Source organism: Bacteriovorax sp. HI3, from assembly GCF_059738875.1.
The window spans coordinates 3,285,533-3,307,216 of sequence record NZ_AP026946.1; the positions used below are offsets into that span (position 1 = coordinate 3,285,533).

The following is a 21,684-nucleotide window of genomic DNA, read 5'->3' on the forward strand; positions in this document are numbered from 1 at the left end:
CACAACTTTAATCCTAAAAATGTCCTCTGTTCGCCGCTCTCGATTTAGATGATCTTTTTTAGTCTCAAGTATTCTTCGAACACTTTTAGAAATGCTTCGATATCGGCAGGATAAATCGCGCCAATATTCGAGAGTCTGAAAGTGTTGATACTTCCTACTTTACCTGGGTAGATAGTAAAGCCGCGCTCAAAAAGGTAGTCGTGCATTTCATTGAATGAATAGTTCGGGCTCTTCGGGTCTAAAATGGCCGTCAGAAGTTTAGCGTGGTGTTTTTCCTCAACTAAGAATTCAAACCCTAATTCCTTCACACGTTTTTTCATCACTTCATACATTGAAGCGTAACGGGCAAAACGGTTTTCAGCTCCCTCCTGGAAATACTCAGTCACTGCCTGTCTTAAAGCGTATAGAGTCTGCACTGGTGGAGTGAAAAGGAATTGTTTGTTCTTATTTAAGTATTCGTAATTCGCCATCAGGTTGAAATAGAAATTTCTCTTAATCGACGTTGTCTTTTTTAAATTCTCAAGCCTAGCGATAACAAAGCTGATTCCCGCCATTCCTTGGATACATTTATTTGAAGATGAAACCAGGTAATCCACTTCATCTCTTTCTACATCAATGTCCATTCCAGCAAACGAGCTCATGGCATCGACAATATTTTCTAGTTTGTACTTGTGAGCAAGACCACAAATCTCTTTTAGTGGATTTAAAATCCCTACAGTTGTTTCATGGTGAATGAAAGCAACGTGAGATAAATCTTTCTGATGAGCTTGAATCATCTTTTCTAATTCAACTAAATCAACCGGCTTTCCAGCTGGGATATTGTAATCAACGTGAGCAATTCCATAAGCATCACAGATCGCCTGCATACGCTCACCGTAAGCTCCGTTATTAACGATCAGGACTTTTTTATCCATTGGGATAACTGATGTTAAACAAGCTTCAACACCACCAGTTCCTGAAGAAGTTAAAAGAACACATGTATGGTTTTTTTCACCGCGGGCCACTTTAATTAAATCGTCTCTCACAGAAAGAGTCAGCTCGCCAAACTCCAATTCTCTTGGACAAATATCTGGAACAACCATCGCGTTTTTAACTGTATCAGTTGTTGTTGCCGGACCTGGATTTAATAAAACATTGCGCTTAACAGTTTTCATGTTTGCCTTGGGTGAAAAAGTAAAATGTGAGGCATCTTAACCTTTTATTCGCCTCTGTGGAAGGGGTATTTCTTAAGCATACGCTGGAGGCTTTGGCGGTGAAGGCCCAGGATTTTGGCCGCTTTAGAAATGTTTCCGTCACACTTAACTAGTACATATTCAATGTACTCGCGCTCTTTTTCGGCAAGTGTCATTTCCGATTCAGAAAGAGTCACTTCATCGCTTTGTGCATTTTGCAGAGTGTGCAGAAGAACATCAAAAGAAACTGGTTTAGAGAGGTAGTTAATGGCCCCTAAGCGCATGGCCTCAACTGCTGTGGAAATCGTCCCAAATCCAGTGAGCATCACCATTTTCATCGCAGGGTTTAACTCTCTTAATTCTACCAGGATGTTGAGTCCGTTTTCACCTTTTAATCTCAGGTCAACAATGGCGTGAGTAGAGTCTAAAATAAGATTTTGTGGAATGTCGCTGAAGCGAGAGAATCCCACGACATCAATATTTCTGTCCTGGAATTCTAAGACTAAAGAGCTTACGAAGTTTTCATCGTCATCAATTAGAAGAATTTTCATGCTTGCACCTCTTCCAGGATAACAGGCAGGGATAAAAGCGCATGGACGTTTTCATTCTTATTAAAAATTTTAAATGTCCCATTCATCACTAGTGCTGAGTTAAAAGCATTAAAGAGACCAAGACCAGCACCTTGTTCTTTTGTACTATTAAACGGCTCGCCTAATTTTGATAGAACCTCAGGAGAGATAATGGCTTCTCTATTGATCACCTCAAAATGAATGAAGTCATTGTCTTGGTAAATCGCCAACTGCACTTGGTATTTTGAAGCATCAAAAGCATTGTCAAAAAGATCCAGAAGTGTCTGAGTCAGGAGTTGTGGATGGCATGACACCGACTGAACTTTTTCATCAATGAGCAACTTCATTTCTGGGTACGAGTTGGCAATCAAACTCTGACAAAAAATCTTAAGGTCAATTTTCTCTCTCATCCCCATAGTTTTTTCTGCGCGCATTTCTGATAAATCGCGCAGGGCCACTTCACATTGCCCCAAGGCCATTAAAGCAGAATTTAAATCATCTTGGGAATAAGCCTGGTGACGGTTCATGCGATCGAGACGAAGTTTAATTGTATTAAGTGGTGTTGCCATCTGGTGGCAAAACCCGGAAGTCATTGCACCGACAACTTTTAAATGATCCATTCGTTGTTTATAATTCTGAAGCGTTTCTAAACGCTTTTGAAAATGCCTGATGAAGCTCATCAAAAGATTCAAAGTGAAACAAATCAGTCCCATCGTAAAAAGATGAGAATAAAAGTGATGGTAGTTATGGTGATCGGCCCCTGATGAAAGATAAAAGCTTCCCACAACAGCAACAACGGCCAGTGAATAGATAAAATTCCAGACAAACGGCAAAGCAATAATAGACACAATAAGCGGCAGGTAAAAAATTTCGATTAACGGGTTGGCCTTCGACATCACAAGCTTCAGGAAGATAAAAAGCTGAAGTAAATCGAAGAAAAGCTGGAAGGCAAGAAAGCTCGAACTCACCTTTTCTTTGCCTTTAAGAGTAATGGTCACAACAGTATTAAAGACCACCATCAAGACAATACTTAGGACAATATAAGCATAGTTTATCCACAGGAGCTTACCCATAAAACCATAGGCCACTGCAGTAATAAACTCCACCAGGAGAATTACCCAGCGCAGAGAAATAATGAGAGAGGCCCTCAATAAATTCTCATTAAGTTGGCTTCCCAGCGGGAAAAGCCATTTTCTCAATTGGTTAGGTAAGGTTTGCATCCTTTAATCGTCCAGACTGCACCAATATGTTGCAGTTACAAGGGTCCATTTTTTAGTTATAACCAGTCTATCTTTTACCGGAGACTACTATGAAAATCGCTACACTTCTTTTAGCTTGTGCCTTTTTTAATATCAAAGCCTATGCCTGTGAACAAGGTGAAATTTCTTTTTCTCAAAATAATGTTTGCGCCAAATTAGAATGGCAAAACACACCGGTTTTTAATCAGTACACTAGTGCCACTATCACGTTAAAAAATAACAGCAGTTACTCTCTTAACGTCATTCCTTGGATGGTGATGGCCGCAGGACACGAACACGGCTCTCGTCCGGTCGTTATCACTCCAGTCTCTCCTGACGATTATTTAGTTGAAAAAATTTACTTCATGGGTGGAATGAAGGGCGATTGGTTTCTTCGCCTTCAACTCTTAAATGATAAAAAACAAATCGTAGAAGAAAACAGAGTCAAGGTTGAGCTTTAATTTATGAAAAGCACCTTGCTTTTTTTATTCATATTCTTTTCACTGGGAGTTTCTGCAGCTCCCATGCCGACTCTCACTTCTTACCCTTCCGGGAAAGAAAAGAATTTAAACACGGATAAAAAAACAAAGGTGCTGGTGTTCTTAAGTAAAACTTGCCCATGCACTCAACAAAACATCCCCTATATCAATGAAATGGCCAGGACTTTTCCAGAGATCGAATTCATTGGAGTTCATTCGGTAAGAAATGCGAGCGCTAAAGATATTGAAGAAATCAGACAAAACTACAAGGCCGAATTTCCAATCATCGATGACAGTGATTTAAAGATGGCCGATTTTCTTAAAGCTAACCGCACACCTCAAACCTTCATCCTGAATGAAAATAATGACGTGCTCTATAGCGGTGGCGTGACTGAAAGAACAAATCCCTACAGTGCTAAAAAACTCTATTTAAAAAATGCTCTCACTGAACTTGCCAATAACCAGGCCATCACTGAGAAAGAAACAAGGTCACTCGGATGCATTATTTTAAGATAATCCTCTTTGCTCTTCTTTTGACTCTGGCCTCATGCGGGAAATCTCCCCTTTTTAACAAGCTGGAAAAAACAAAAGAAATCGCCGGAAGCATCCTGCTGGAAGAACAACTTCCTGGAGCAGAGAATTCATTTTCTTTAAAATGGAATGTCCCTCCTTCATTAAGTGAACTGGGGATTTTTGAAATCACACTCAGCTCTCCTCTAAAAGCAACTCAAAGTCTAAACGCCTATATCTGGATGCCAGACATGGGGCATGGGTCTTCTCCCATTGTTATTACTGCGCTTTCTTCTGTGAGTTATGAATTTTCAGAACTGGCCTTTATCATGCCCGGTCTTTGGGTTTTACATATTGAAATTTTAGAAAACAATCAGGTGATCTCCTCATGGCAAAAATCACTAGTGCTTTAATTCTGATTCTTCTTTCAAGTAATGTTTACTCCGCTTCATGCTGTGGGGGTGGACAGTCTGCGGCTTCTCTCATGATTGCTGATCACTTACAGGAATGGACTTTTTCAACTCTTTTAAGAAGAGATATCGGGCAGACTAATAACGATGGTAAGGCCCTGATGGACGACGATGGCAACAAAGATCAAACCATCACCAGCTCCATCGAATACAAAAGACTCTTCACTGACCGCTTCCAGGGCAATACCAGTCTTTCTTTCATTCAAAAAGAAGCTAAACGCCTGGGGAAAAATGAAACAGACTCAGGTCTTGGTGATTTTGGTATTGGCGTTTTTTATGAGGCCCTGACAAATTACAATTACAACTCATGGACTCCCCGCCTTTTTACCGGGATTAAATTCACTGCTCCTTTTGGAGAAAATAATTTCAATTCACAAAAAAATCTTCGCACTGATATACGCGGAACAGGTTTTTATAAGATTGATCTTCCCGTTGTCATGGTACGTGGAGATTTTAAGGCCAGTCTCACACCTCAGTATCTTCCCAAACAAAAACATCTCAACTCAACTTATGCTTTTTCAACGGCAGGAACTTATACCTATTCACTCAGCAGTGAAATTGACCTTTCATCAACCCTACAATGGAATTACCTGGCCAAAAAGCAGTACCAAAACCAGACCCTCATCGCCTCTCAATTTTGGGAAGTTTCCCTATCTCCTGCCTGGAATTTTCAGAAAAATGCCAGCCTTAACCTGAACTACAGCGACAGCACTCTCTTGGGAAAAAGCAGGAATTCAGCCCTTTATCGCTCTCTTTCCCTGGGAATGACCTGGTCTGAGCTACTTTAAATAGATCAATTTTACAGGCCTTATAGAGCCGACTCCCGATTTCTGGTATGACTGCCCCAACCAATACCTTAGGAGTCTTTATGAAAAAAACAATCGCTTTAATGACTATGCTTTTATCATTATCTGCAATGGCCGCTGATTATTCATGTAGCGGAACTGAGCCGTTCTGGGATCTAAAGATTGAAGGAAACACTGTTACTTTCAATGAATTCATGGCCGATGAAACAACAACGAAAGAAGAAATCATGTCACGTGTAGATGCTCAAGGGCTAGCTCCTGACTTCGCATTCGTAGTTGAAACTAAAAACGCAAAAGCAACAATCGTTACTGGTGAATGTAATGATGGAATGAGCGATAATATTTATGAAAAACACATCATGTATACAACTGGTAACACAGTTCTTTACGGATGCTGCAACGAAATCACAAAGTAATTTTCCTGCAATAAAAAAGGCCCTCAAACGAGGGCCTTCTTCTTAGTTTTAGTTAATCTTTAAGTTCTTAGTGGACTCTACCTCTGGATAATCTGCTAAACGCTTTTGCTTGCAACAAGCACCAGGGCATTGAGCGCAAACCTAAAAACCTGCTTTTCTCATGATGAGGTCAAGGTCCTAGATCTCGAGAAGCTATACCGTAGTCTAGACATTCTCATTTTACCTCCTTGGATTCGTGATACACATTCAAGAAAGTTTCTAGTCCGTCCTAGTCCTAGAGAAACGAAACTTTTGGCGTTTTCTCATATTGCCTCCTTTGTTTCTTCTTTCTACATAATCATCATCGCCCTTTTTCGGCCTTTTCTACATGATTTGTATCAGGTTAAAACAATATTTTGGTCAGGCGCTATTTAGACTGCACAAACTCCGCAAATCTCACTGACACTTCAGCAGGAGTCACTTTAGGTCTTCCTAATTTCTCAGGAGAACCTTTTTGCGTTTTCATATGAACGAATGTCACTGCATCGTTCTTTTTTACCTCTTCAACGATCTCTGAGAATTTCTCTAAGCGGTCAGTTGAGTAGATTTTATCGTAACCAAATCCAGCGGCGATTGTTCCGAATGAAACTCCACCAGTCACAGTTCCCTGTCCACCAGTTGAATCGTGAGCTTCGTTATCAATCAGGATGTGAACTAAGTTCTTTGGCTTGTAAGCTCCCGCTGTCGCCATTGATCCAGTTCTCATTAAAAGCGCTCCATCACCGTCAATAACGATAACTTTAAGCTTAGGCTTTACCATGGCAAGGCCCAGACCAAAGGCCAGCGCACACCCCATAGAACCCACCATATAAAGCTGGTTCTTCTGGTCACCGACTTCATAGAACTCTCTTCCTGTTTTACCAGTTGTCGCAATCACTGCGGCCTCAAGTCCAACAGATTTTTGAAGCACTTCAAGAACCGGAGTTCTTGTCGTACGTGCTTTGTAATCAAGTTCAAAATGATCAGTGTGAGTGATGCTGAAATCTTTTTTAGAAGCCGCTGGCTTCTTTTGAAGTTTGTATTCAGCGATGTCGTCTTTTCTCATGACAAACACGAATGGTTGATTGTGTTTTTTCATGTATTCATCAGCTGCTTTTAAAGCAGGAGCTACTTCTTCTTCCGTCTGCGGAAAGTAGGCCCACTTCAGTCTCATCGTCTCAAGCATTGCCGTTGTGATTTGCCCCATCAGTTCGTGTTGAGGTTCATCAGCAGGGCCACCAGGCTCTCCACGAAGAGTCGTGATGATCATAACCGGAATGTTAAACGTATAAGTCAGTGACGTAATCGGGTTAACTGCATTTCCTAAACCTGAGTTCTGGAACATAACAACCGCACGTTTCCCACCAACTGTTGCTCCGGCCGCGATAGCAATTGCATCCCCTTCGTTAACACTGTCGACGAAATCAAACCCGTCTGTATCGATAACGTAGTTGATGAACGGCTTTAAATATGAACATGGAGTCCCCGTAAAGAAGTTAAACCCAAGTTCGCGTGCCGGAATTAGAAATTTATCAGCTGTAATCATAAATTATCCTTAGAATTTTTGTCCTTTTGAAACGTCTGCGTAGCTATCAACATCCATCCAGTGCCCGTCAATGTACATAACATTGATTTTAACTTTCTTAGACAGAAGGTGGTTCATTAAATCTGGAAGCTTCAGTTTATTGAAGTCTGGAGTTGTCGAAAGCTCAGTAAGGGCCTTAGATAGAACTTCAGATCCAACTTTATTTGTCTTCACAAGACCAATCCACTCACCGCTTGCTTCTTTGTTTTCGCTTGCAGTTCCAAACTTGATTCCTTGAAGTTCAGCAGGAGCTTCATTGTAGTTAGTGCTGTGGTTTCTAGAACAAAGAACAAAGTCACCTTTATAATCAGCTGTGCGGTTGTTAATTGTGGCATCAACAACAATTGTAATATCTCCTTTTTCTTCTAATAGGCGAGAAAGGATGTATTTTCTGTAAAGGATGTCACCGTAAGAGATGATTGTATTGTCTACAATTTGTTTGCTAGCTAAAAATAATGAAGCAAGCTCTGAAGTCGATTCAAAGTTTTCATTGTTCACGTACTTGATGTTCGGGAATTTGAAAGCTTCTTTTTTATAGCCAGTAACGATCGCGATATCTTTAATATCGTGAGCGTAGAAGTTATTGATTGATTGCTCAATTAATGGCTTTCCGTTGATATCGATCAGAACCTTTGGACGGTCTTCAGTTAATTCTTTTAATTCAGCACCACGTGATGCCGCTAGAAGAACAACTCTTGGAGCGTCAGCGTCTGCCACTGTTAAGTATCTCTTCTCAGCAGCTTCAAGTTCTTTATCATTTTGCAGACGGAAAAGTTCTGCAACTGATACGATTTTATCTTCAACGTTCATTAAAGATTGCTCTTCAAAGATTGTCTTAGTTACTTGTTGCATAGCTGTTACGGCCATTCTCATTTGGTGGTTGGCCCAGATAACAGTCGAAACACCAGCTTCTCTAAAGACGTTTGTCGGAGTTGCGTAGTATTTAGTTGGAACGATAACAACCGGACATTCTTTTGATCTCTCACCCCATTCTTTCATGAAAGCTAGAATTTCATCTGGCTTTGAAATTTTAGAGTGCATTAAAATGGCGTTAGCTCCCGCTTTTCTATAAGCGTCTGCTCTTTTAACTGCTTCTTGTAGTCCCCATCCAGCGATAAGAGCTTCTACGCGAGCGATGATGTTGAAGTCATCGTCAAGTTTAGTGTCTTGACCAGCTTTGATTTTTCCACAGAACTCCTCTATATCAGCCAGCGGCTGCGCCTCCGTCCTTAAAAACGAGTTTGTTTTTGGGAAGATTTTATCTTCGATACAAACCCCGGCAACTCCACGTTGCTCAAGCTTCATAACAAGTCTTCTCATGTTGTTGAAGTTTCCGTACCCAGTATCACCATCAAGCAGGATAGGAATCTTCGTAGCGTCACTCATGTACTCAACAACGTCCAAAACCTGAGTCCATGAAGCTTCGTTGTTATCTCTTACCCCAAGTGAAGCAGAGATTGATAAACCCGATCCCCAGATCCCCTTAAATCCCGCTTCCTGAGCGATGATTGCAGAAATCCCGTTGTGGGCTTCCATTAAAAACTCCAGCTCATTAGACTGAAGCATCTGTCTTAGTTGCGTTGACTTTTTCATAGGTACACTTCCTTATAAACTTTAAATGCCATAAATAAACTAAACATCACAATCAATACACCCGAGGTGCGGCTGAAGTGATGGAAAAACTTCTGCGGGATGCGGTTTTGGTAGCGCTGAACCATCTTTAATAAAAGAAAGAACCAGCTCGCCGAACCGACAGCAATTCCTAGCGACAGGAAAAAATAATTAAAATAGTTAAAATCAAAAGCGTTCCACGATTTAATGATGGCCGCCAGCCCTGACATAGTCGCAATCAGTGTCGGGTTTGATGTATAAATTAAAACTCCCAGTAAAAAGAAACTCGATGCTCTCGGGATCTTTTTCTTTGTGTCTTCATCTTCTTCAAAACTCTGACTCGGGCTAAGGATTTCTTTTAATCCAAAAGCAAAAAGAAAAATCACACCGGCCACTTTAAAGAACATCGTCATCTTTGGAGAAAAAGAAAACAATGAAAGCCCGGTCAGGATGATCATAAAATAAGTGAAGTCCATCACTGAGCCACCCAGGGCAATCGAAAAAGCAGAACGAAAGTTATGTTTAAGCAGAGTATTCACTACCCAAACGTTGATTGGGCCAACCGGAATACACATTAAAAAACCAATAGCGAGACCTAGGATAAGTGCGATCATGCTTGAGCACTCTCCAGGCGGTGATAAATCTTTTGTTGATAGATCAACATAATCACCAGCCAGGTGTTGCCAAAAATAATAGCGTAACCAAAAAGCCATTCAGGCCTGTCGAATAAAAGTGCAAAAATAAGAAAAGCGATATGCCATGCCGGCCCGATAAGACCCCATAACTGAATCGCACGGTAATTCTTCTCAATATAATTTTTGCATTCAAACTTTAAAGAACGTCCTTCGTTACCTGCTTGAAGTGTGCTGAAACCTAAGTATGTCGTCAGCATAAAAAGGCGAATTTTTGATTCTTTTGGATTGGCCTTCGCCACAGCAAGCTTCTCGCGAAGCTCTTCAACTTCTCTTTGAACAAAGCCGCCGTCTCCGCGGTCGTATGAAAGATACTCCATCAAATAGTGATCGTAGATAATCGAGTGTAGCGCCTTACTTAATCCGGCAGCAACCACCAGATAAACTGTCGGGATAGAACCCATCATAGGCATAGCTTTCGTCACACCAAAACCAAGGGCAATATAACAAGCGATGTTTGAGGTATAGTCGACCAAGCCATCGATAAAACGGCCAAACTCAGAACCGTTCTTTTTCATTCTCGCCTGCATTCCATCACAGCAGTCCAGAACAGCAAATAGGAAGAAAAAGAAAGCTCCCCATTGGAACTCCGCTTTGTAGAAAAACCATGCAGCAGTAAAACCTGAAACAAAAGAAGCGAATGAATAATTATTTGGTGTCAGCGGAAGCGGGTATAAAAGCTTTACGATTACAAAAGCAATCGGTCTGAAAAAATAAACATCCAGAAATTCTTCTGCATGCACGTTTTTTAATGAACTTCTATATTCTGCAAGCCAAGTCACTACACTTCTCCAAAAAGTTTTTTCGCGCGCTCATAATCTTCACGGTTATCGATCTCAACCCACTTGTCACTTACTGACTGGTGAACTGACATATCGTGCGTATGCAGGAACTCGTTCATCACGTGCTCCCAGTTTTTAGAAACGTTCTTTTCATCGGCAAGGAACTTCTTGCACTCGTTGAACATATCGTCTCTGTACTCTTTAGAGAATTTCAGGATACCGATCGCCTCACCAGCAAAAGTGTACTTTTCACGCTCTTCTGCAGAGACTGCACGCTTATCGATTGTCATGCGGACAAAACCGTCTTTATCGATCATCGTCTTTGCACATTCGATATCATCGATTGAACTCTCTCCAACCAGGATCTGGTTAGGGTTTGTATCTTCAACGAAAGCTCTTAGAATTTGAGTTTCATAAATTAAGTCAGCATCAAACAGAAGAAAATCTGTTTCTACTTTTTCCAGACCAAAGAAAAGTGAATAAGTGTTTCCTTTAACTTTGTAGTCGTCGTTAACGGCGAAAGCTAAGTTGAAGTTGCTTTTAAATTTTTGTAGGTACTCTTCAAGCACTTCGCGTTTGTATCCAGTCACCACGACAACGTCTTTAACTCCAACAGCTGCAAGGCTGTCGAAGTGCCAGTCCATTAGTGCTTTTTCTTTAATTGTTAAAAGCGACTTTGGGTTTGTTGTCACGTCAGCGATACGCGAGCCGTATCCTGCGGCCAAAATAAGAGCAGTTAAACTAGACACAGATTACCTCTCTTTTTTGCCCATAGGCGATCCATCGTGCGCTTTAATGGTCTGTTGTGGTCTTTTTTATAATCAAAGATTGTCACTGCATCCAGTGAATCCGAGAAACAAGTTCTTCCGTGAAGCACTTGTGAATCGTAAGTCAGAAGAATTTCTCCCGCTTTAAAAGTGTGGCGGTATTGGTTATCTGAGTGCTCGATAACCGAGTCCAGAGTATCAATCGCGTACATCTGCTCTTCAGTTAACGGGTTGTTCGTTTTTCTGTGAGCTGATTCCATGTATGGACGAAGGTGACGGAACATTGGCTCACCTTTTTTATTGTAAGTCAGGATTGGAGCTTCGTAAGTCGCATCGGCCACTCCACGTTGTTCCCAGATAAAATTCTTTTCCAGGATCGATAAAACGTCCGGGTGTTTTTCTTTTAAGATCTTGTGAACTGTCAGGGCGTTCACCAGAATGTTTTCTCCACCTGCCATTGCCGGAGCAATACAAGAAAGCACCAGGTATTCCCAGTGGTATGGAACGTTCACGTTATCAGTATGGATTGTTCCACCTTCGCGAGTCTGGTGGTAACGAGCCCCCTTCACCATTGTGTTGTGACGGTCGCGATCGAAAACACAAATAACTTTATCACCTGCTTCGTTTTGCACTAGTGGCTCACCAAGTACGTTTCCTAAAAGCCAGCTGATCGTTCTTTGTTCTTGAATTGTATATTTATTGTGAAGATCAACAAATGGTCTAACGATAACGATGCGCTTTCCGTTTTCCAGTTCGTTTCTAATCTCTTCAACTTCTTTTAAAAAAGTTGGACAGTCGTCACTCTCTAACGTCTTAGCGTCTTCGATGCGATCGTACTGATGAAGGTTCTTAATGAAGTCGTAAATTTCGTTTTGTGCTTCTGTTGAAAAAGCATAGGTAAAATTGTCATTTAACATCGGGTTTTCCCTCGAAAAAGTAATCCTAAAAAGTGCGGTAAAAATAGCACTCTCAGGAGGGGAAAACAACCTAATAAGGCTCATGAGAAAAACTCTCGATGCGCTCTGTGTAAATGTAAGTGCAAGAAGCCTTACGCCACGCGCGTTACGACAGAGAGTCCAACTCTTTATCGTATTTGGCCTGGATAAATTCTAGATTTTCATTGGAGTTGGTCAGCTTTTCAAAGAGCTCATCAATCATGTGATTAAGCTTTCCGACTGCATGGGCATAGTCAGTCAACTTGGCCGTATCGTTGGCAAGCGTGGCCTTTTCTAACTCGTTATTGATGCGCTTAAGCAGGTCTTCGTTCTTAGTGATCTCACCTTCCAGGCGCTCAATCTCTTCTTTAATCGGCTTCGTTTGCTTGGCGCGCTCAATAGTAAGCTCGGCCCTTTTTTGTTTAATCTCTTTTTCCGAAAGTTTTTTGGTCTCAACTTTTGGTTTTGTCTCTTCGCTTTCCCATCCGATTTTTTCTAAGAAATCATCGTAAGTTCCATTAAAAAACTCAGCATTCCCATTGTGGAAAATAACCAGTTTAGTCGCTAGGTTTTTAAGCATGATCTCACTATGGGTAACAATCACAACGGCACCGGGAAAGTTGCCAATCTCTTCGGTTAAAGACTCAATTGATTCCATATCCAAGTGGTTGGTGGGCTCATCCAGAAGCAACAGGTTTGCCGGTTTTGCCAGGATTTTCCCCAACAGAACACGGGCCCTTTCTCCCCCGGAAAGAACTTTAATTTTCTTTTTTGCCAAGTCTCCTTCAAACATCATCGTTCCACAAATATTGCGTACACTTGAAATTGAAAGATCATTATTTTCCTGCTGAATTTCTTCAGCAATCGTGTTTTCCATGTTCAGGCGATTGATATTGGTTTGACCAAAATGGCCAATCTGCGCTGAAGGGTGAAAGCTCACTTTTCCAGTGACCGGGGTTAAATATCCGCCGATAATGTTTAGTAGTGTCGATTTTCCTTTTCCGTTTTTCCCAATGATCCCGATTCTGTCTTCGCGATTAATCGGAAAACTCAGATTGTGAAAAAGATTTTCTTCTTTTCCCTCATAGTGAAAACTTAGGTGTTTGACTTCGGCGATTTGTTTGCCCGGGCACTCCACAAAACGGAATTTAAAGCCCAGCGAATCAACGTCCGCAAGCTTGTCCATCGAACTCATTTTCTCCAGCGCCTTTACTCTCGACTGCGCTTGAGCTGCTTTAGAAGCTTTCGCTTTAAATCTCTCGATAAAAGCTTCCATTTCCTTGCGTTTTTTATCTAAATTTTCGCGCGTCTTTTCGTACATTTCTTCGTCTTGAAGAATCTGTTCGTAAAATTTAGCGGTATCGCCTTTGATTTTCTTTAACTGCTGACGGTGAAGCCCCATTGTGTGAGTCACAACATCATCCATGAACTCGCGGTCGTGGGTGATGAGCATAATTTCCCCGGGGAAATTCTTTAAAAAGCTCTTAAGCCATCTCATACTGACGATGTCGAGGTAGTTGGTAGGCTCATCCAGAAGCAGAAGATCCGGCGACTGCAAAAGCACCTTCGTCAGGTTGATCCTGATTTGATAACCGCCTGAAAAGCTCTTGGGGTCACGGGCGAGGTCGGGTTCCGAAAACCCCAGACCAAAAAGAATTTTTTCGGCCTCATGTTCTTTGAAATCTTCAGGGTTTAAAACCTGAGTGCATTCTTCCAGGACAGTAGGCTTGGTAAAGTGAATATGTTGTTCAAGGGCACCGAGTCTATACCCCTTTGGGATAGATATTTCTCCCCCATCAGCAGATAACTCTCCGAGAATTAGTTTAAAAAGCGTCGATTTACCCGAGCCATTTCTTCCAACCAGACCGACTCTTTCTCTTGGTCCTAATTGGAAACTGACATTACTGAATAACTCTTGTGCACCGAAATGTTTGGATAAATTTTTGGCCTGTATCATTGTGTTCTCGCTATAGGGGCCATCTTATGCTAAAGTCTCCCAAAATTCATTATAAATTTTGACCATGCCATAAACCAAGGATTAGCCTTCTATGTCTAAGAATTACTCAAAACTAAAAAACATTGCCGTCGTAGCTCACGTTGACCACGGTAAAACAACAATGGTTGATTGTCTTTTAAAGCAATCAAATACATTCGACGAGCGCGAACAAGTTGCTGAACGTGTAATGGACTCAGGCGATATCGAAAAGGAACGCGGGATTACAATTACAGCTAAAAACTGTGCGTTCATTTGGAAAGATACAAAAATTAACCTTCTGGATACTCCAGGCCACGCCGACTTCGGTGGAGAAGTTGAACGCTCACTTATGATGGTTGATGGGGTTCTACTTCTAGTAGATGCTTCTGAAGGACCACTTCCTCAAACTCGTTTCGTTCTTCAAAAGGCGATGGAGAGAGGAATTAAGATTTCTGTTGTTATCAACAAAATCGACAGACCAGATGAAAGAATTGAAGAAGTTAAAAACGATATTGAAAACCTTTTCCTGGAAATGGCAGATCAATTAAATATCACTGATTTCGATCTAGATGTACCTATCCTTTACGCTTCTGCTAGATCTGGATGGGCAACTCACGATCCAAAAGTCGTTAGAACTGACGTTCACCCTATTCTAGACTTCATGGTTTCTGATTTCTATCCAGAACCACAAGTAGCTCAAGGTGAAGACCTTCAGCTTCTAGTAACAAACCTTGGATACTCAAACTACCTGGGGCCATTAGTTATCGGAAGAATTCAAAGAGGTATTATCAAGAAAAATGGTAACTACACACTTTGCGATATCGAAGGAAAAAACAAATCATACAAAATTACAGCGATTCAAGAGTTCTCAGCTCTAAGAAACATCGACGTTGATGAAGCTCGCGCTGGAGAGATCGTTACAATTGCTGGTATCACTAATGCAAAAATTGGTGACACAGTTGTTTCTACAACTAAGATCGAACCTCTTCCACGTATCACTGTTGAACCTCCAACTGTAGGGGTTCAGGTTTCAGTTTCAACTTCTCCTCTATCAGGACAAGAAGGTGAATACCTAACTTCTAGAAAACTAGAAGAGTTCCTAGAAGACTCTGTTAGAACAAACGTTGCTCTTCAATATGAACCAACTGACGATCCAAAAGTTTACATCCTAAAAGGAAGAGGTGAACTTCAGCTAGCAATCGTATTCGAAGAACTTCGTCGTAAGGGATTCGAGTTCATGGTTGGTCGTCCTCAGGTACTTTTCCAAACTGCTGAAGATGGAACAAAAATGGAACCATTTGAAAAAGTGGTTCTAGATATTCCTTCAGATGCAACTGGACCAATCACTGAAAAACTATCTATCAGAAAAGGGATCATGGAAAACATGATGCCACTTGGAGAAGACAGAACAAGAGTTGAGTTCATCATCCCTTCAAGAGGACTAATTGGTTACCGTGGAGTGTTCTTAACGGACACAAGAGGTGCTGGTTTAATGTCTTCTGAATTCCTTGGATACCGTCCATTCGTAGGAGAAATGCTTGCTCGTCAAAACGGTGCAATCATCTCTGACCGCCTTGGAAAGATGACTCCATACGCTCTATTTAACCTTCTAAGCGTTGGTAGACAATTCGTAGTTCCAGGGGAACCAACATACGAAGGACAAGTTATCGGTGAACACACTCGTCCAAACGATACAAACGTAAACGCTGTTCGTGAAAAACACTTATCTTCAGTTCGTACTGCAGGTAAAGACGAAAACATCACTCTTCCACCTATCGCTCCAAGAACTCTTGAATGGGCACTAGACTGGATCGACAACGATGAATGGGTAGAAGTAACTCCAACTTCAATCCGTATCAGAAAGAAAGAACTTGCTCAAAACAAGCGTTCAGTTGTTAGAGGATAGTTTCTTTTTTAATAAAAGATCACAAAGGCCTGCGTACATCGCAGGCCTTTTTTTTTGCCTTTTTCCAAACTTTACAATGCCCTTCAGAGTGAAGCAGAATTGTTTAAGAAACTCTAACAAGGAAAGTTGAAATGAGAAGTTTAGTTCTAGGACTAGTAACCCTGTTTTCTGTAAGCGCTCACGCCCTGACTGTTGACTCAATTGCCTTTGACGACAAAGTCACTGTTGCAGGAAAAGAGTTAGTACTTAACGGAGTGGGGATCAGAAAAGCGACATTCTTAAAAATCAAAGTGTATTACGGGGCGCTTTACCTGACGGCAAAAACTACAAACTCAGGAGCATTTCTGGGAACAAATGAGCCGAAACAAATCACTATGCAATTTGTCCGCGACGTAGACGCAAAAGATCTTAAAAAAACTTATAAAGAAGCTTTCGAAGGCGCTAATAAAGAAACATATAAAAACATGCTTGCTACCTTTGAAGCTTTTAACAACAACTTTACCGACATTAAAAAAGGCGAAAGAATGGTCTTCACCTTCCTTCCTGACGGCGTTGTGCTAACACTTGCAGGGAAAAGCTTCCCGAAGGCCGGCGATGCTGCTTTCTCTCATGCCATCCTGAATATGTGGTTTATTAACCCTCTAGACGAAGGTCTAACTAAGGGTTTACTTGGCCAGTAGGTTTGGAATACATAATATTATCGCGCCCTTACCCCAAGGGCGCCCCAAAACTTCGCCATTTTTGATAGAAAATACCTATAAACAATCCTACTTGACACAATAAAAACATATAGATATAAATCTTATCTCAAGATCTGAGCAATTTCGTCTAAGCTTATTTAAAAGGAATTGTTGTAAACTTATACTAAGAGGAGCAACAGGGATATTTATGGAGAGAAAAATGCACGTAACGATCGTGGACGATGTGAAAGATAACTTAAAAAGTTATAACGAATTATTATCACCAACATTCAATCTTGAACTCATCCAAAATCCAGTAGACCTGCTAAGTTTCCTTGGAAAAACCGAAACAGATCTTATCCTTCTCGATCTGCACATGCCGACGATGAATGGATTTGAACTATATGAAAAATTTAAAACATCTCATCCAGATCTACCTGTTATTTTCTTAAGTGGTGATCCTTCAGAGGAATCAATCATTAAAGGTCTAAACCTTGGGGCAGATGATTTTATCGTTAAGCCTGTCTCTCTAAGAGAGCTGGTTGCGCGTATTAAGAACAAAATCAACACTAAACAAGCTCAGGCAAATGAATCTGAAATCATTGCCTTTGATGGCTTTAAACTTCACTGTGAAATGCAAATGGCAGAAATTGGAGAAGAAAAAATCCAGCTTACGCCAATTGAATTCAAACTTATCCATCTTCTGGCAAAAAACCCAAACAAGGTTTTCTCTCGCGAGTACATCACGAACCTTCTTTGGCCGAACATTCACGTTCAAAACCAGAACATCGATACTCACCTTTCTAATCTTAGAAAGAAGCTGATGCCGTTTTCGAAATACATTCGCACGATTAAGTCTCGTGGGTACATTTTAAGAATCGGGTAAATTTAAAAAGCTTTTTCGATTTCTTCGACTAAAAACTGAAGCCCATTTTGCTTCTGCACTTTCGTCATTGGATTGTGATCCCCAATATCCGACAACGCCTGAAGAAAACTTGCATCCGTCAGTTCTTTTTCTTCAATAATGATAGACCCAAGTTTTTTATGGGCCTCTAAGGCATTAAAGAATTGCTCGTTCTTTTGAGCGATCTTTAAAGGGATATAAATCGATTTTTTTCCAACCGCAATCAACTCGCACACTGTCCCTGCTCCAGAGCGGGAAATAGTCACCGTGGCCAGTTTAAAGAGGTCAATCATCTCTGTTCCGATAAAAGGAACGGCGATGTAGTCCGGGTGTTTTAGCTTTGTACTATAGTCATTAAAGAAGGCCTTTCCTGTCTGGTGAACAATCAGGTACTTCTCAGTTAAAAAAGAAAAGTTTTTTTCAATCAGTTTATTGATTAACTGGGCCCCATTTCCTCCTCCAGTGACAAACAAGATAGGCTTTGTTGTTTCGTTAATCACTCTGCCATGGATTTTTACCGGCCTGATATCGTCTGTGTAACACTCCTCTCTTAGCGGATAGCCTGAGAAGTGAGTTTTATTTTCATCGAAGTATTTATATGAATCTTCAAAACTAATGAACACACGGTTGGCAAAGATCGAACAGATTTTATTGGCCAGACCGACTCGGCTCGTTTGCTCGTGAATAAAAGATTTTTTCCCTTGAAGTCTTGCGGCCAGAACAACTGGAACAGAAACGAATCCACCAGTTGAAAAAACCAACGTATTTTTTCTATCAAATTTCCAAAGCAGCTTAAAAGAATCCACTAACCCTAAAAATACACGGATGATATCTTTCATGTTTTCTAAAGAAAGATAGCGTCTTAATTTTCCAGTGCGGATGGGATGATAAGTGAGTTTATAGTCCTGAACCAATTCGCGTTCGATGCTGGCGATACCGCCGATATAATGAACATCATAGCGGGAGTCTTCATTGATCTTCTTAATGATAGTGAGTGCCGGCATTACATGGCCGCCAGAGCCTCCACCAGTAAAGATCAACGTTTTTTTATTAGACATAAAGGCCTCAGGGAAAATAAAAAGCGCCCCCATAAGGGAGCGCTATGAATTAGATGCCTTTATTATAAGTAGAAAAGATTAAGAACGGAAAGATCTTTCAGATCTGTTGCCGTTTCTATCTCCATTTCTGTGGTTGCTTCCACTTCTAAAGCTTGGACGACGATCGCGGTCTCCACCACCGAAGTGTGGGCGGCTCATTGGTGCCGAGCGAGTAAGCTCGAAACGCACAGTGCGGTCGATGATCATTGGAGTGTTAACTTTTAATAAAACTTCACCATATTGCTCAGGAACTTCTAAGAAAGAGAAAGTTTCTTTCATATCTACGTTTCTGATCAGGCGCTCTTCAACTTTAACCATATCCGAGATTGATCCCAGAAGTGATTTTAGAGTTAAGCCGTGGTCTTTACCGATGTTAACGAAGAATCTCATGTTACCAGAATGGTTTGGACGTCCCTGGTCTCTGCTTCCTCTATCGTTACCTCTGTCATTTCCTCTATCGTTGAAGTCACGGTTTCTGTCTCTGTTATCAGGACGTCTTTCCTGGATTTCAAGAGATGGAGAATGGTCGTAACGAGAGATTTGTGACTTGAAGATATGGTTGTACATAACTTTTAATAAATCTTCTTTTGAAAGGTCATTAAATTTTTCTGTAAACACAGCATCTGTAGAAAGTTTATCAAGATTTTCGATAACGTTATCAAATTTCTTAAGTTCTTTTCTAACCATGACTTCCTTTAACTCTGCTGGAGTTGGAAGTGTTGCTTGAACAATACGAGCTTTCGTATTGTTTTCTACCATGCGAAGTCTGTATCTTTCTGATGGCTCAACAAGAGTGATCGCCACCCCTTTCATTCCCGCGCGACCAGTTCGTCCGATACGGTGAACGTAAGACTCGATATCTTGTGGAAGACCAAAGTTAATTACGTGAGTAAGGTTGTCTACGTCGATTCCGCGAGCGGCAACGTCTGTACAAACCAGCATGTTGATCTTTTTAAGTTTGAAGTTCTTCATTGTGATGTCACGTTGTTGTTGTGACATATCACCATGAAGTGAATCTGATGGATACCCACGAGCGTTTAGTTCGTCAGCAAGAGTTTTCGCGTCTACTTTTGTACGGCAGAAAATCATTCCGTAGTAGTCTTCTAGAGAATCAAGGATTCTGCAGATTGCTTCGCTCATGTTGTTGTGGCGAACAACGTAGTGCTTTTGCTCGATAGACTCGTTAGATAAAGTTTTCTTTTGAACTTTAACAACAAGAGGATCTTTCAGGTAAGTTTTGATTAATGAAAGGATTGGAGCTGGCATAGTTGCCGAGAACATCCAAGTTTTTCTATCTTCACCTAGGTTAGAAAGAATTTGTTTTACGTCGTCGATGAATCCCATATCTAGCATTTCATCAGCTTCATCCAAGACAGCGTATTTAGCGTTATCTAGAATTAAAACTCCACGATCGATAAGATCCAGGACACGTCCCGGAGTTCCTACTACGATTTGTGGGCGATCTTTTCTTAATCCTCTGATTTGTCCTTCAAGAGAAACACCACCGTAAACAGCAAGTGTTTTTACTTTTTCGTAAGTCGAGAATTTTTTGATTTCTTCAGTAATCTGGTTAGCTAACTCGCGAGTTGGAGTTAAGATTAGTGCTTGAACATCACGGTTAGTGAAGTCGATCTTGTTTAATAGTGGAAGTGAGAAGGCAGCAGTTTTACCTGTACCTGTTTGCGCTTGTCCTACAAAGTCTGTTTCTGTTGTTGCAAGTGCTGGAATAGCTTGAGCCTGGATTTCTGTTGGCTCTACATAGCCCCTCTCCGTGATCGCTTTAATTAATGATTCACGTAGTGGCAATTCTTGAAATGTCACTTAATACCTCGTCTGAATGTGGTTCCACCGATCTTAATTGCTTGAAATGAAACCTGAACCACTAGACGCAAAAAAAGCAACATCGAAGGGAGAAACGTTAAAATGTTATAGGCTTCATACGTCATAAATAACGATACGACTAGCCCAATGTGTAAAAAAGATTAGAATTCGAAGCTTAATCGTGGGTTAAAGGCCAATCCACCGATGTAAGTCTGGGGTTTTCCGAAATATAAATGGTATTCAACCATCAAGTCAAAGCTCGACTTACCGACTAAATAAATTCTAATCCCGGCCCCAGGAATAAGCCCAACAAGAGTCCCTTCCTTGATCTTAGTGCTCAATTCCTGCCCTTGAGCATTCAAGTAGCGTCTTCTCACTCCGTAGTCTCCGATCGAAAAGGCCATACTTCCAATCCAGTCAGTTTTAACTGCGCCCTTTTCAAAAAGAGGTTCATGGTAATCGGCAAACAAGCGGTATTGAAGTGCACGGATCACATCCGGGATATTCTGATTGCTTCTGTCGCTAATAATCTCAACTGCAAAACCAGTCTGGATCTTTGTCGTCATGTCACCAACAAAACGAAATGATGTTAGCATTGAACCATTATCTAAAGACGGGTGAAACTTTTCATAGTTAGAATTCAAGTAACCGAATGAAAACTGCAAGTAGCGTCTTAACGTGTTGTCATAAACCGCAATGGCAATGACATCATTCTCAAAAGTTGGTGCTTTTTTATTATCATCAAGCCTAATCTCACCGTCTTTAACCACAGGAGCAGCTGTTGGTGTTTGAGTTTGGACTTGAACAGGTGCCTCTGTGACTGGCCCAAGTTTTAACTGGCCATCTATTGGGTTGACCGGGGCTTCTTTTTTTACAACAGGAGCTGACTCAATCGGTGCAATCGCAGGAATCGCCTCTGATGGCTCAACTGTTTTAGCCGCATCTTTATTCGCTTCTTTCGAAATCAGTTTTGATTTCTTTTTTGATTTAGCTGTCTTCTTCTCAACTGGTGGGTTAACCACGTCATCGTTTGGGATGACCAGGGCCTCTGCTGCTGGCGGAGCAACCACTTCAACACCATGTGGAATTTCAGCAGGCTTAGCGTCTTTGTCGCCGTCAGCGCGCTCAATGATCTTTCTCGTCCCTTCTTCCGTAATACTTAAAGGAGCACTCTCAATGACTTGTTGAGCATGCGCTTGTGATAATGACAAAAGTAAAAACCATCCTAGTAATTTCATAGAGCCAACATTC

At 41.2% G+C, this 21,684-nt stretch carries 21 protein-coding genes; 8 read left to right on the plus strand and 13 right to left on the minus strand.

From position 1 onward, the window contains the following. Positions 1 to 44: 44 nt before the first annotated feature. Genes AC6JA8_RS16290 through AC6JA8_RS16300 form a run of 3 tightly spaced genes read right to left on the minus strand, consistent with a single transcriptional unit; the run spans position 45 to position 2,961 of the window. Positions 45 to 1,154 carry a 2-aminoethylphosphonate aminotransferase gene (locus AC6JA8_RS16290; RefSeq protein ID WP_497974742.1) on the minus strand — a complete coding sequence of 370 codons (1,110 nt, stop codon included), beginning with the start codon at positions 1,152 to 1,154 and terminating at the stop codon, positions 45 to 47. Positions 1,155 to 1,198: 44 nt separating this feature from the next. Further along, complete coding sequence (locus tag AC6JA8_RS16295; protein WP_497974743.1) at positions 1,199 to 1,723, minus strand: response regulator transcription factor; 525 nt, start codon at positions 1,721 to 1,723, stop codon at positions 1,199 to 1,201. Then, entirely contained in the window at positions 1,720 to 2,961 is a 1,242-nt protein-coding gene (locus AC6JA8_RS16300) for an ATP-binding protein (protein ID WP_497974744.1), read from the minus strand. The genes AC6JA8_RS16295 and AC6JA8_RS16300 overlap by 4 nt, the downstream gene beginning before the upstream one ends. Positions 2,962 to 3,050: 89 nt before the next feature. On the opposite strand from AC6JA8_RS16300, the gene AC6JA8_RS16305 reads away from it, so the two are divergent. The 5 genes from AC6JA8_RS16305 to AC6JA8_RS16325 all read left to right on the plus strand — a co-directional run bounded on the left by AC6JA8_RS16305 (position 3,051) and on the right by AC6JA8_RS16325 (position 5,660). Further along, the gene (locus tag AC6JA8_RS16305; RefSeq protein WP_497974745.1) at positions 3,051 to 3,440 is read left to right on the plus strand and encodes a hypothetical protein; all 390 of its coding nucleotides are present in this window, start codon (positions 3,051 to 3,053) and stop codon (positions 3,438 to 3,440) included. A gap of 63 nt (positions 3,441 to 3,503) precedes the next feature. Next, positions 3,504 to 3,974, plus strand: a complete 471-nt coding sequence (locus AC6JA8_RS16310; RefSeq protein WP_497974746.1) for a redoxin domain-containing protein — start codon at positions 3,504 to 3,506, stop codon at positions 3,972 to 3,974. Continuing rightward, entirely contained in the window at positions 3,956 to 4,381 is a 426-nt protein-coding gene (locus AC6JA8_RS16315) for a hypothetical protein (RefSeq protein WP_497974747.1), read from the plus strand. The genes AC6JA8_RS16310 and AC6JA8_RS16315 overlap by 19 nt, the downstream gene beginning before the upstream one ends. Next, positions 4,357 to 5,226, plus strand: a complete 870-nt coding sequence (locus AC6JA8_RS16320; RefSeq protein ID WP_497974748.1) for a hypothetical protein — start codon at positions 4,357 to 4,359, stop codon at positions 5,224 to 5,226. The genes AC6JA8_RS16315 and AC6JA8_RS16320 overlap by 25 nt, the downstream gene beginning before the upstream one ends. 80 nt (positions 5,227 to 5,306) lie before the next feature. Continuing rightward, positions 5,307 to 5,660 carry a COG3650 family protein gene (locus AC6JA8_RS16325; RefSeq protein ID WP_497974749.1) on the plus strand — a complete coding sequence of 118 codons (354 nt, stop codon included), beginning with the start codon at positions 5,307 to 5,309 and terminating at the stop codon, positions 5,658 to 5,660. Positions 5,661 to 6,066: 406 nt separating this feature from the next. On the opposite strand, the gene aepY is transcribed toward AC6JA8_RS16325, so the two are convergent. From aepY to AC6JA8_RS16360, 7 genes are all read right to left on the minus strand, one after another. Further along, the gene (gene aepY, locus AC6JA8_RS16330) at positions 6,067 to 7,224 is read right to left on the minus strand and encodes a phosphonopyruvate decarboxylase (RefSeq protein WP_497974750.1); all 1,158 of its coding nucleotides are present in this window, start codon (positions 7,222 to 7,224) and stop codon (positions 6,067 to 6,069) included. A gap of 9 nt (positions 7,225 to 7,233) precedes the next feature. After that, on the minus strand, positions 7,234 to 8,856 hold the full coding sequence (gene aepX / locus AC6JA8_RS16335) for a phosphoenolpyruvate mutase (RefSeq protein WP_497974751.1): 1,623 nt from the start codon (positions 8,854 to 8,856) through the stop codon (positions 7,234 to 7,236). Beyond that, positions 8,853 to 9,488: a LysE family translocator gene (locus tag AC6JA8_RS16340; protein ID WP_497974752.1), complete on the minus strand. Its 636-nt coding sequence runs from the start codon at positions 9,486 to 9,488 to the stop codon at positions 8,853 to 8,855. The genes aepX and AC6JA8_RS16340 overlap by 4 nt, the downstream gene beginning before the upstream one ends. After that, a complete protein-coding gene (locus AC6JA8_RS16345) occupies positions 9,485 to 10,348 on the minus strand; it encodes a CDP-alcohol phosphatidyltransferase family protein (protein ID WP_497974753.1) in 864 nt (287 codons plus the stop codon). The genes AC6JA8_RS16340 and AC6JA8_RS16345 overlap by 4 nt, the downstream gene beginning before the upstream one ends. Beyond that, positions 10,348 to 11,097 carry a phosphocholine cytidylyltransferase family protein gene (locus AC6JA8_RS16350; protein WP_102244883.1) on the minus strand — a complete coding sequence of 250 codons (750 nt, stop codon included), beginning with the start codon at positions 11,095 to 11,097 and terminating at the stop codon, positions 10,348 to 10,350. The genes AC6JA8_RS16345 and AC6JA8_RS16350 overlap by 1 nt, the downstream gene beginning before the upstream one ends. Beyond that, the gene (locus tag AC6JA8_RS16355) at positions 11,085 to 12,032 is read right to left on the minus strand and encodes a TauD/TfdA family dioxygenase (RefSeq protein ID WP_185903089.1); all 948 of its coding nucleotides are present in this window, start codon (positions 12,030 to 12,032) and stop codon (positions 11,085 to 11,087) included. Before AC6JA8_RS16355 ends, AC6JA8_RS16350 begins: the two co-directional genes overlap by 13 nt. Before the next feature lie 145 nt (positions 12,033 to 12,177). Further along, the gene (locus tag AC6JA8_RS16360) at positions 12,178 to 14,007 is read right to left on the minus strand and encodes an ABC-F family ATP-binding cassette domain-containing protein (protein WP_497974754.1); all 1,830 of its coding nucleotides are present in this window, start codon (positions 14,005 to 14,007) and stop codon (positions 12,178 to 12,180) included. A gap of 91 nt (positions 14,008 to 14,098) precedes the next feature. Between AC6JA8_RS16360 and typA the strand changes: the two genes are divergently transcribed. From typA to AC6JA8_RS16375, 3 genes are all read left to right on the plus strand, one after another. Then, on the plus strand, positions 14,099 to 15,931 hold the full coding sequence (typA, locus tag AC6JA8_RS16365) for a translational GTPase TypA (protein ID WP_497974755.1): 1,833 nt from the start codon (positions 14,099 to 14,101) through the stop codon (positions 15,929 to 15,931). A 131-nt stretch (positions 15,932 to 16,062) separates the two neighbouring features. Further along, the gene (locus AC6JA8_RS16370) at positions 16,063 to 16,611 is read left to right on the plus strand and encodes a chalcone isomerase family protein (RefSeq protein ID WP_497974756.1); all 549 of its coding nucleotides are present in this window, start codon (positions 16,063 to 16,065) and stop codon (positions 16,609 to 16,611) included. Between the two features lie 220 nt (positions 16,612 to 16,831). Continuing rightward, entirely contained in the window at positions 16,832 to 17,497 is a 666-nt protein-coding gene (locus AC6JA8_RS16375; RefSeq protein ID WP_158649726.1) for a response regulator transcription factor, read from the plus strand. 2 nt (positions 17,498 to 17,499) lie between these two features. Here AC6JA8_RS16375 and AC6JA8_RS16380 read toward each other — a convergent pair whose 3' ends face one another. The 3 genes from AC6JA8_RS16380 to AC6JA8_RS16390 form a co-directional block, all read right to left on the minus strand. Beyond that, complete coding sequence (locus tag AC6JA8_RS16380; protein WP_497974757.1) at positions 17,500 to 18,573, minus strand: UDP-N-acetylglucosamine--N-acetylmuramyl-(pentapeptide) pyrophosphoryl-undecaprenol N-acetylglucosamine transferase; 1,074 nt, start codon at positions 18,571 to 18,573, stop codon at positions 17,500 to 17,502. A 78-nt stretch (positions 18,574 to 18,651) separates the two neighbouring features. Next, complete coding sequence (locus AC6JA8_RS16385) at positions 18,652 to 20,433, minus strand: DEAD/DEAH box helicase (protein WP_497974758.1); 1,782 nt, start codon at positions 20,431 to 20,433, stop codon at positions 18,652 to 18,654. 161 nt (positions 20,434 to 20,594) lie between these two features. Further along, entirely contained in the window at positions 20,595 to 21,671 is a 1,077-nt protein-coding gene (locus tag AC6JA8_RS16390) for a hypothetical protein (protein WP_497974759.1), read from the minus strand. Positions 21,672 to 21,684: the final 13 nt, after the last annotated feature.

Excerpts from the sequence above, each read along its gene's own strand:
- AC6JA8_RS16320 (WP_497974748.1), top strand. The coding sequence starts at position 4,357 with ATGGCAAAAATCACTAGTGCTTTAATTCTGATTCTTCTTTCAAGTAAT.
- AC6JA8_RS16325 (WP_497974749.1), top strand. The coding sequence starts at position 5,307 with ATGAAAAAAACAATCGCTTTAATGACTATGCTTTTATCATTATCTGCA.
- AC6JA8_RS16315 (WP_497974747.1), top strand. The coding sequence starts at position 3,956 with ATGCATTATTTTAAGATAATCCTCTTTGCTCTTCTTTTGACTCTGGCC.
- AC6JA8_RS16375 (WP_158649726.1), top strand. The coding sequence starts at position 16,832 with ATGCACGTAACGATCGTGGACGATGTGAAAGATAACTTAAAAAGTTAT.
- AC6JA8_RS16290 (WP_497974742.1), bottom strand. The coding sequence starts at position 1,154 with ATGAAAACTGTTAAGCGCAATGTTTTATTAAATCCAGGTCCGGCAACA.
- AC6JA8_RS16310 (WP_497974746.1), top strand. The coding sequence starts at position 3,504 with ATGCCGACTCTCACTTCTTACCCTTCCGGGAAAGAAAAGAATTTAAAC.
- AC6JA8_RS16355 (WP_185903089.1), bottom strand. The coding sequence starts at position 12,032 with ATGTTAAATGACAATTTTACCTATGCTTTTTCAACAGAAGCACAAAAC.
- aepX (WP_497974751.1), bottom strand. The coding sequence starts at position 8,856 with ATGAAAAAGTCAACGCAACTAAGACAGATGCTTCAGTCTAATGAGCTG.
- AC6JA8_RS16390 (WP_497974759.1), bottom strand. The coding sequence starts at position 21,671 with ATGAAATTACTAGGATGGTTTTTACTTTTGTCATTATCACAAGCGCAT.
- AC6JA8_RS16300 (WP_497974744.1), bottom strand. The coding sequence starts at position 2,961 with ATGCAAACCTTACCTAACCAATTGAGAAAATGGCTTTTCCCGCTGGGA.
- AC6JA8_RS16305 (WP_497974745.1), top strand. The coding sequence starts at position 3,051 with ATGAAAATCGCTACACTTCTTTTAGCTTGTGCCTTTTTTAATATCAAA.
- typA (WP_497974755.1), top strand. The coding sequence starts at position 14,099 with ATGTCTAAGAATTACTCAAAACTAAAAAACATTGCCGTCGTAGCTCAC.
- AC6JA8_RS16370 (WP_497974756.1), top strand. The coding sequence starts at position 16,063 with ATGAGAAGTTTAGTTCTAGGACTAGTAACCCTGTTTTCTGTAAGCGCT.
- aepY (WP_497974750.1), bottom strand. The coding sequence starts at position 7,224 with ATGATTACAGCTGATAAATTTCTAATTCCGGCACGCGAACTTGGGTTT.
- AC6JA8_RS16360 (WP_497974754.1), bottom strand. The coding sequence starts at position 14,007 with ATGATACAGGCCAAAAATTTATCCAAACATTTCGGTGCACAAGAGTTA.
- AC6JA8_RS16380 (WP_497974757.1), bottom strand. The coding sequence starts at position 18,573 with ATGTCTAATAAAAAAACGTTGATCTTTACTGGTGGAGGCTCTGGCGGC.
- AC6JA8_RS16340 (WP_497974752.1), bottom strand. The coding sequence starts at position 9,488 with ATGATCGCACTTATCCTAGGTCTCGCTATTGGTTTTTTAATGTGTATT.
- AC6JA8_RS16295 (WP_497974743.1), bottom strand. The coding sequence starts at position 1,723 with ATGAAAATTCTTCTAATTGATGACGATGAAAACTTCGTAAGCTCTTTA.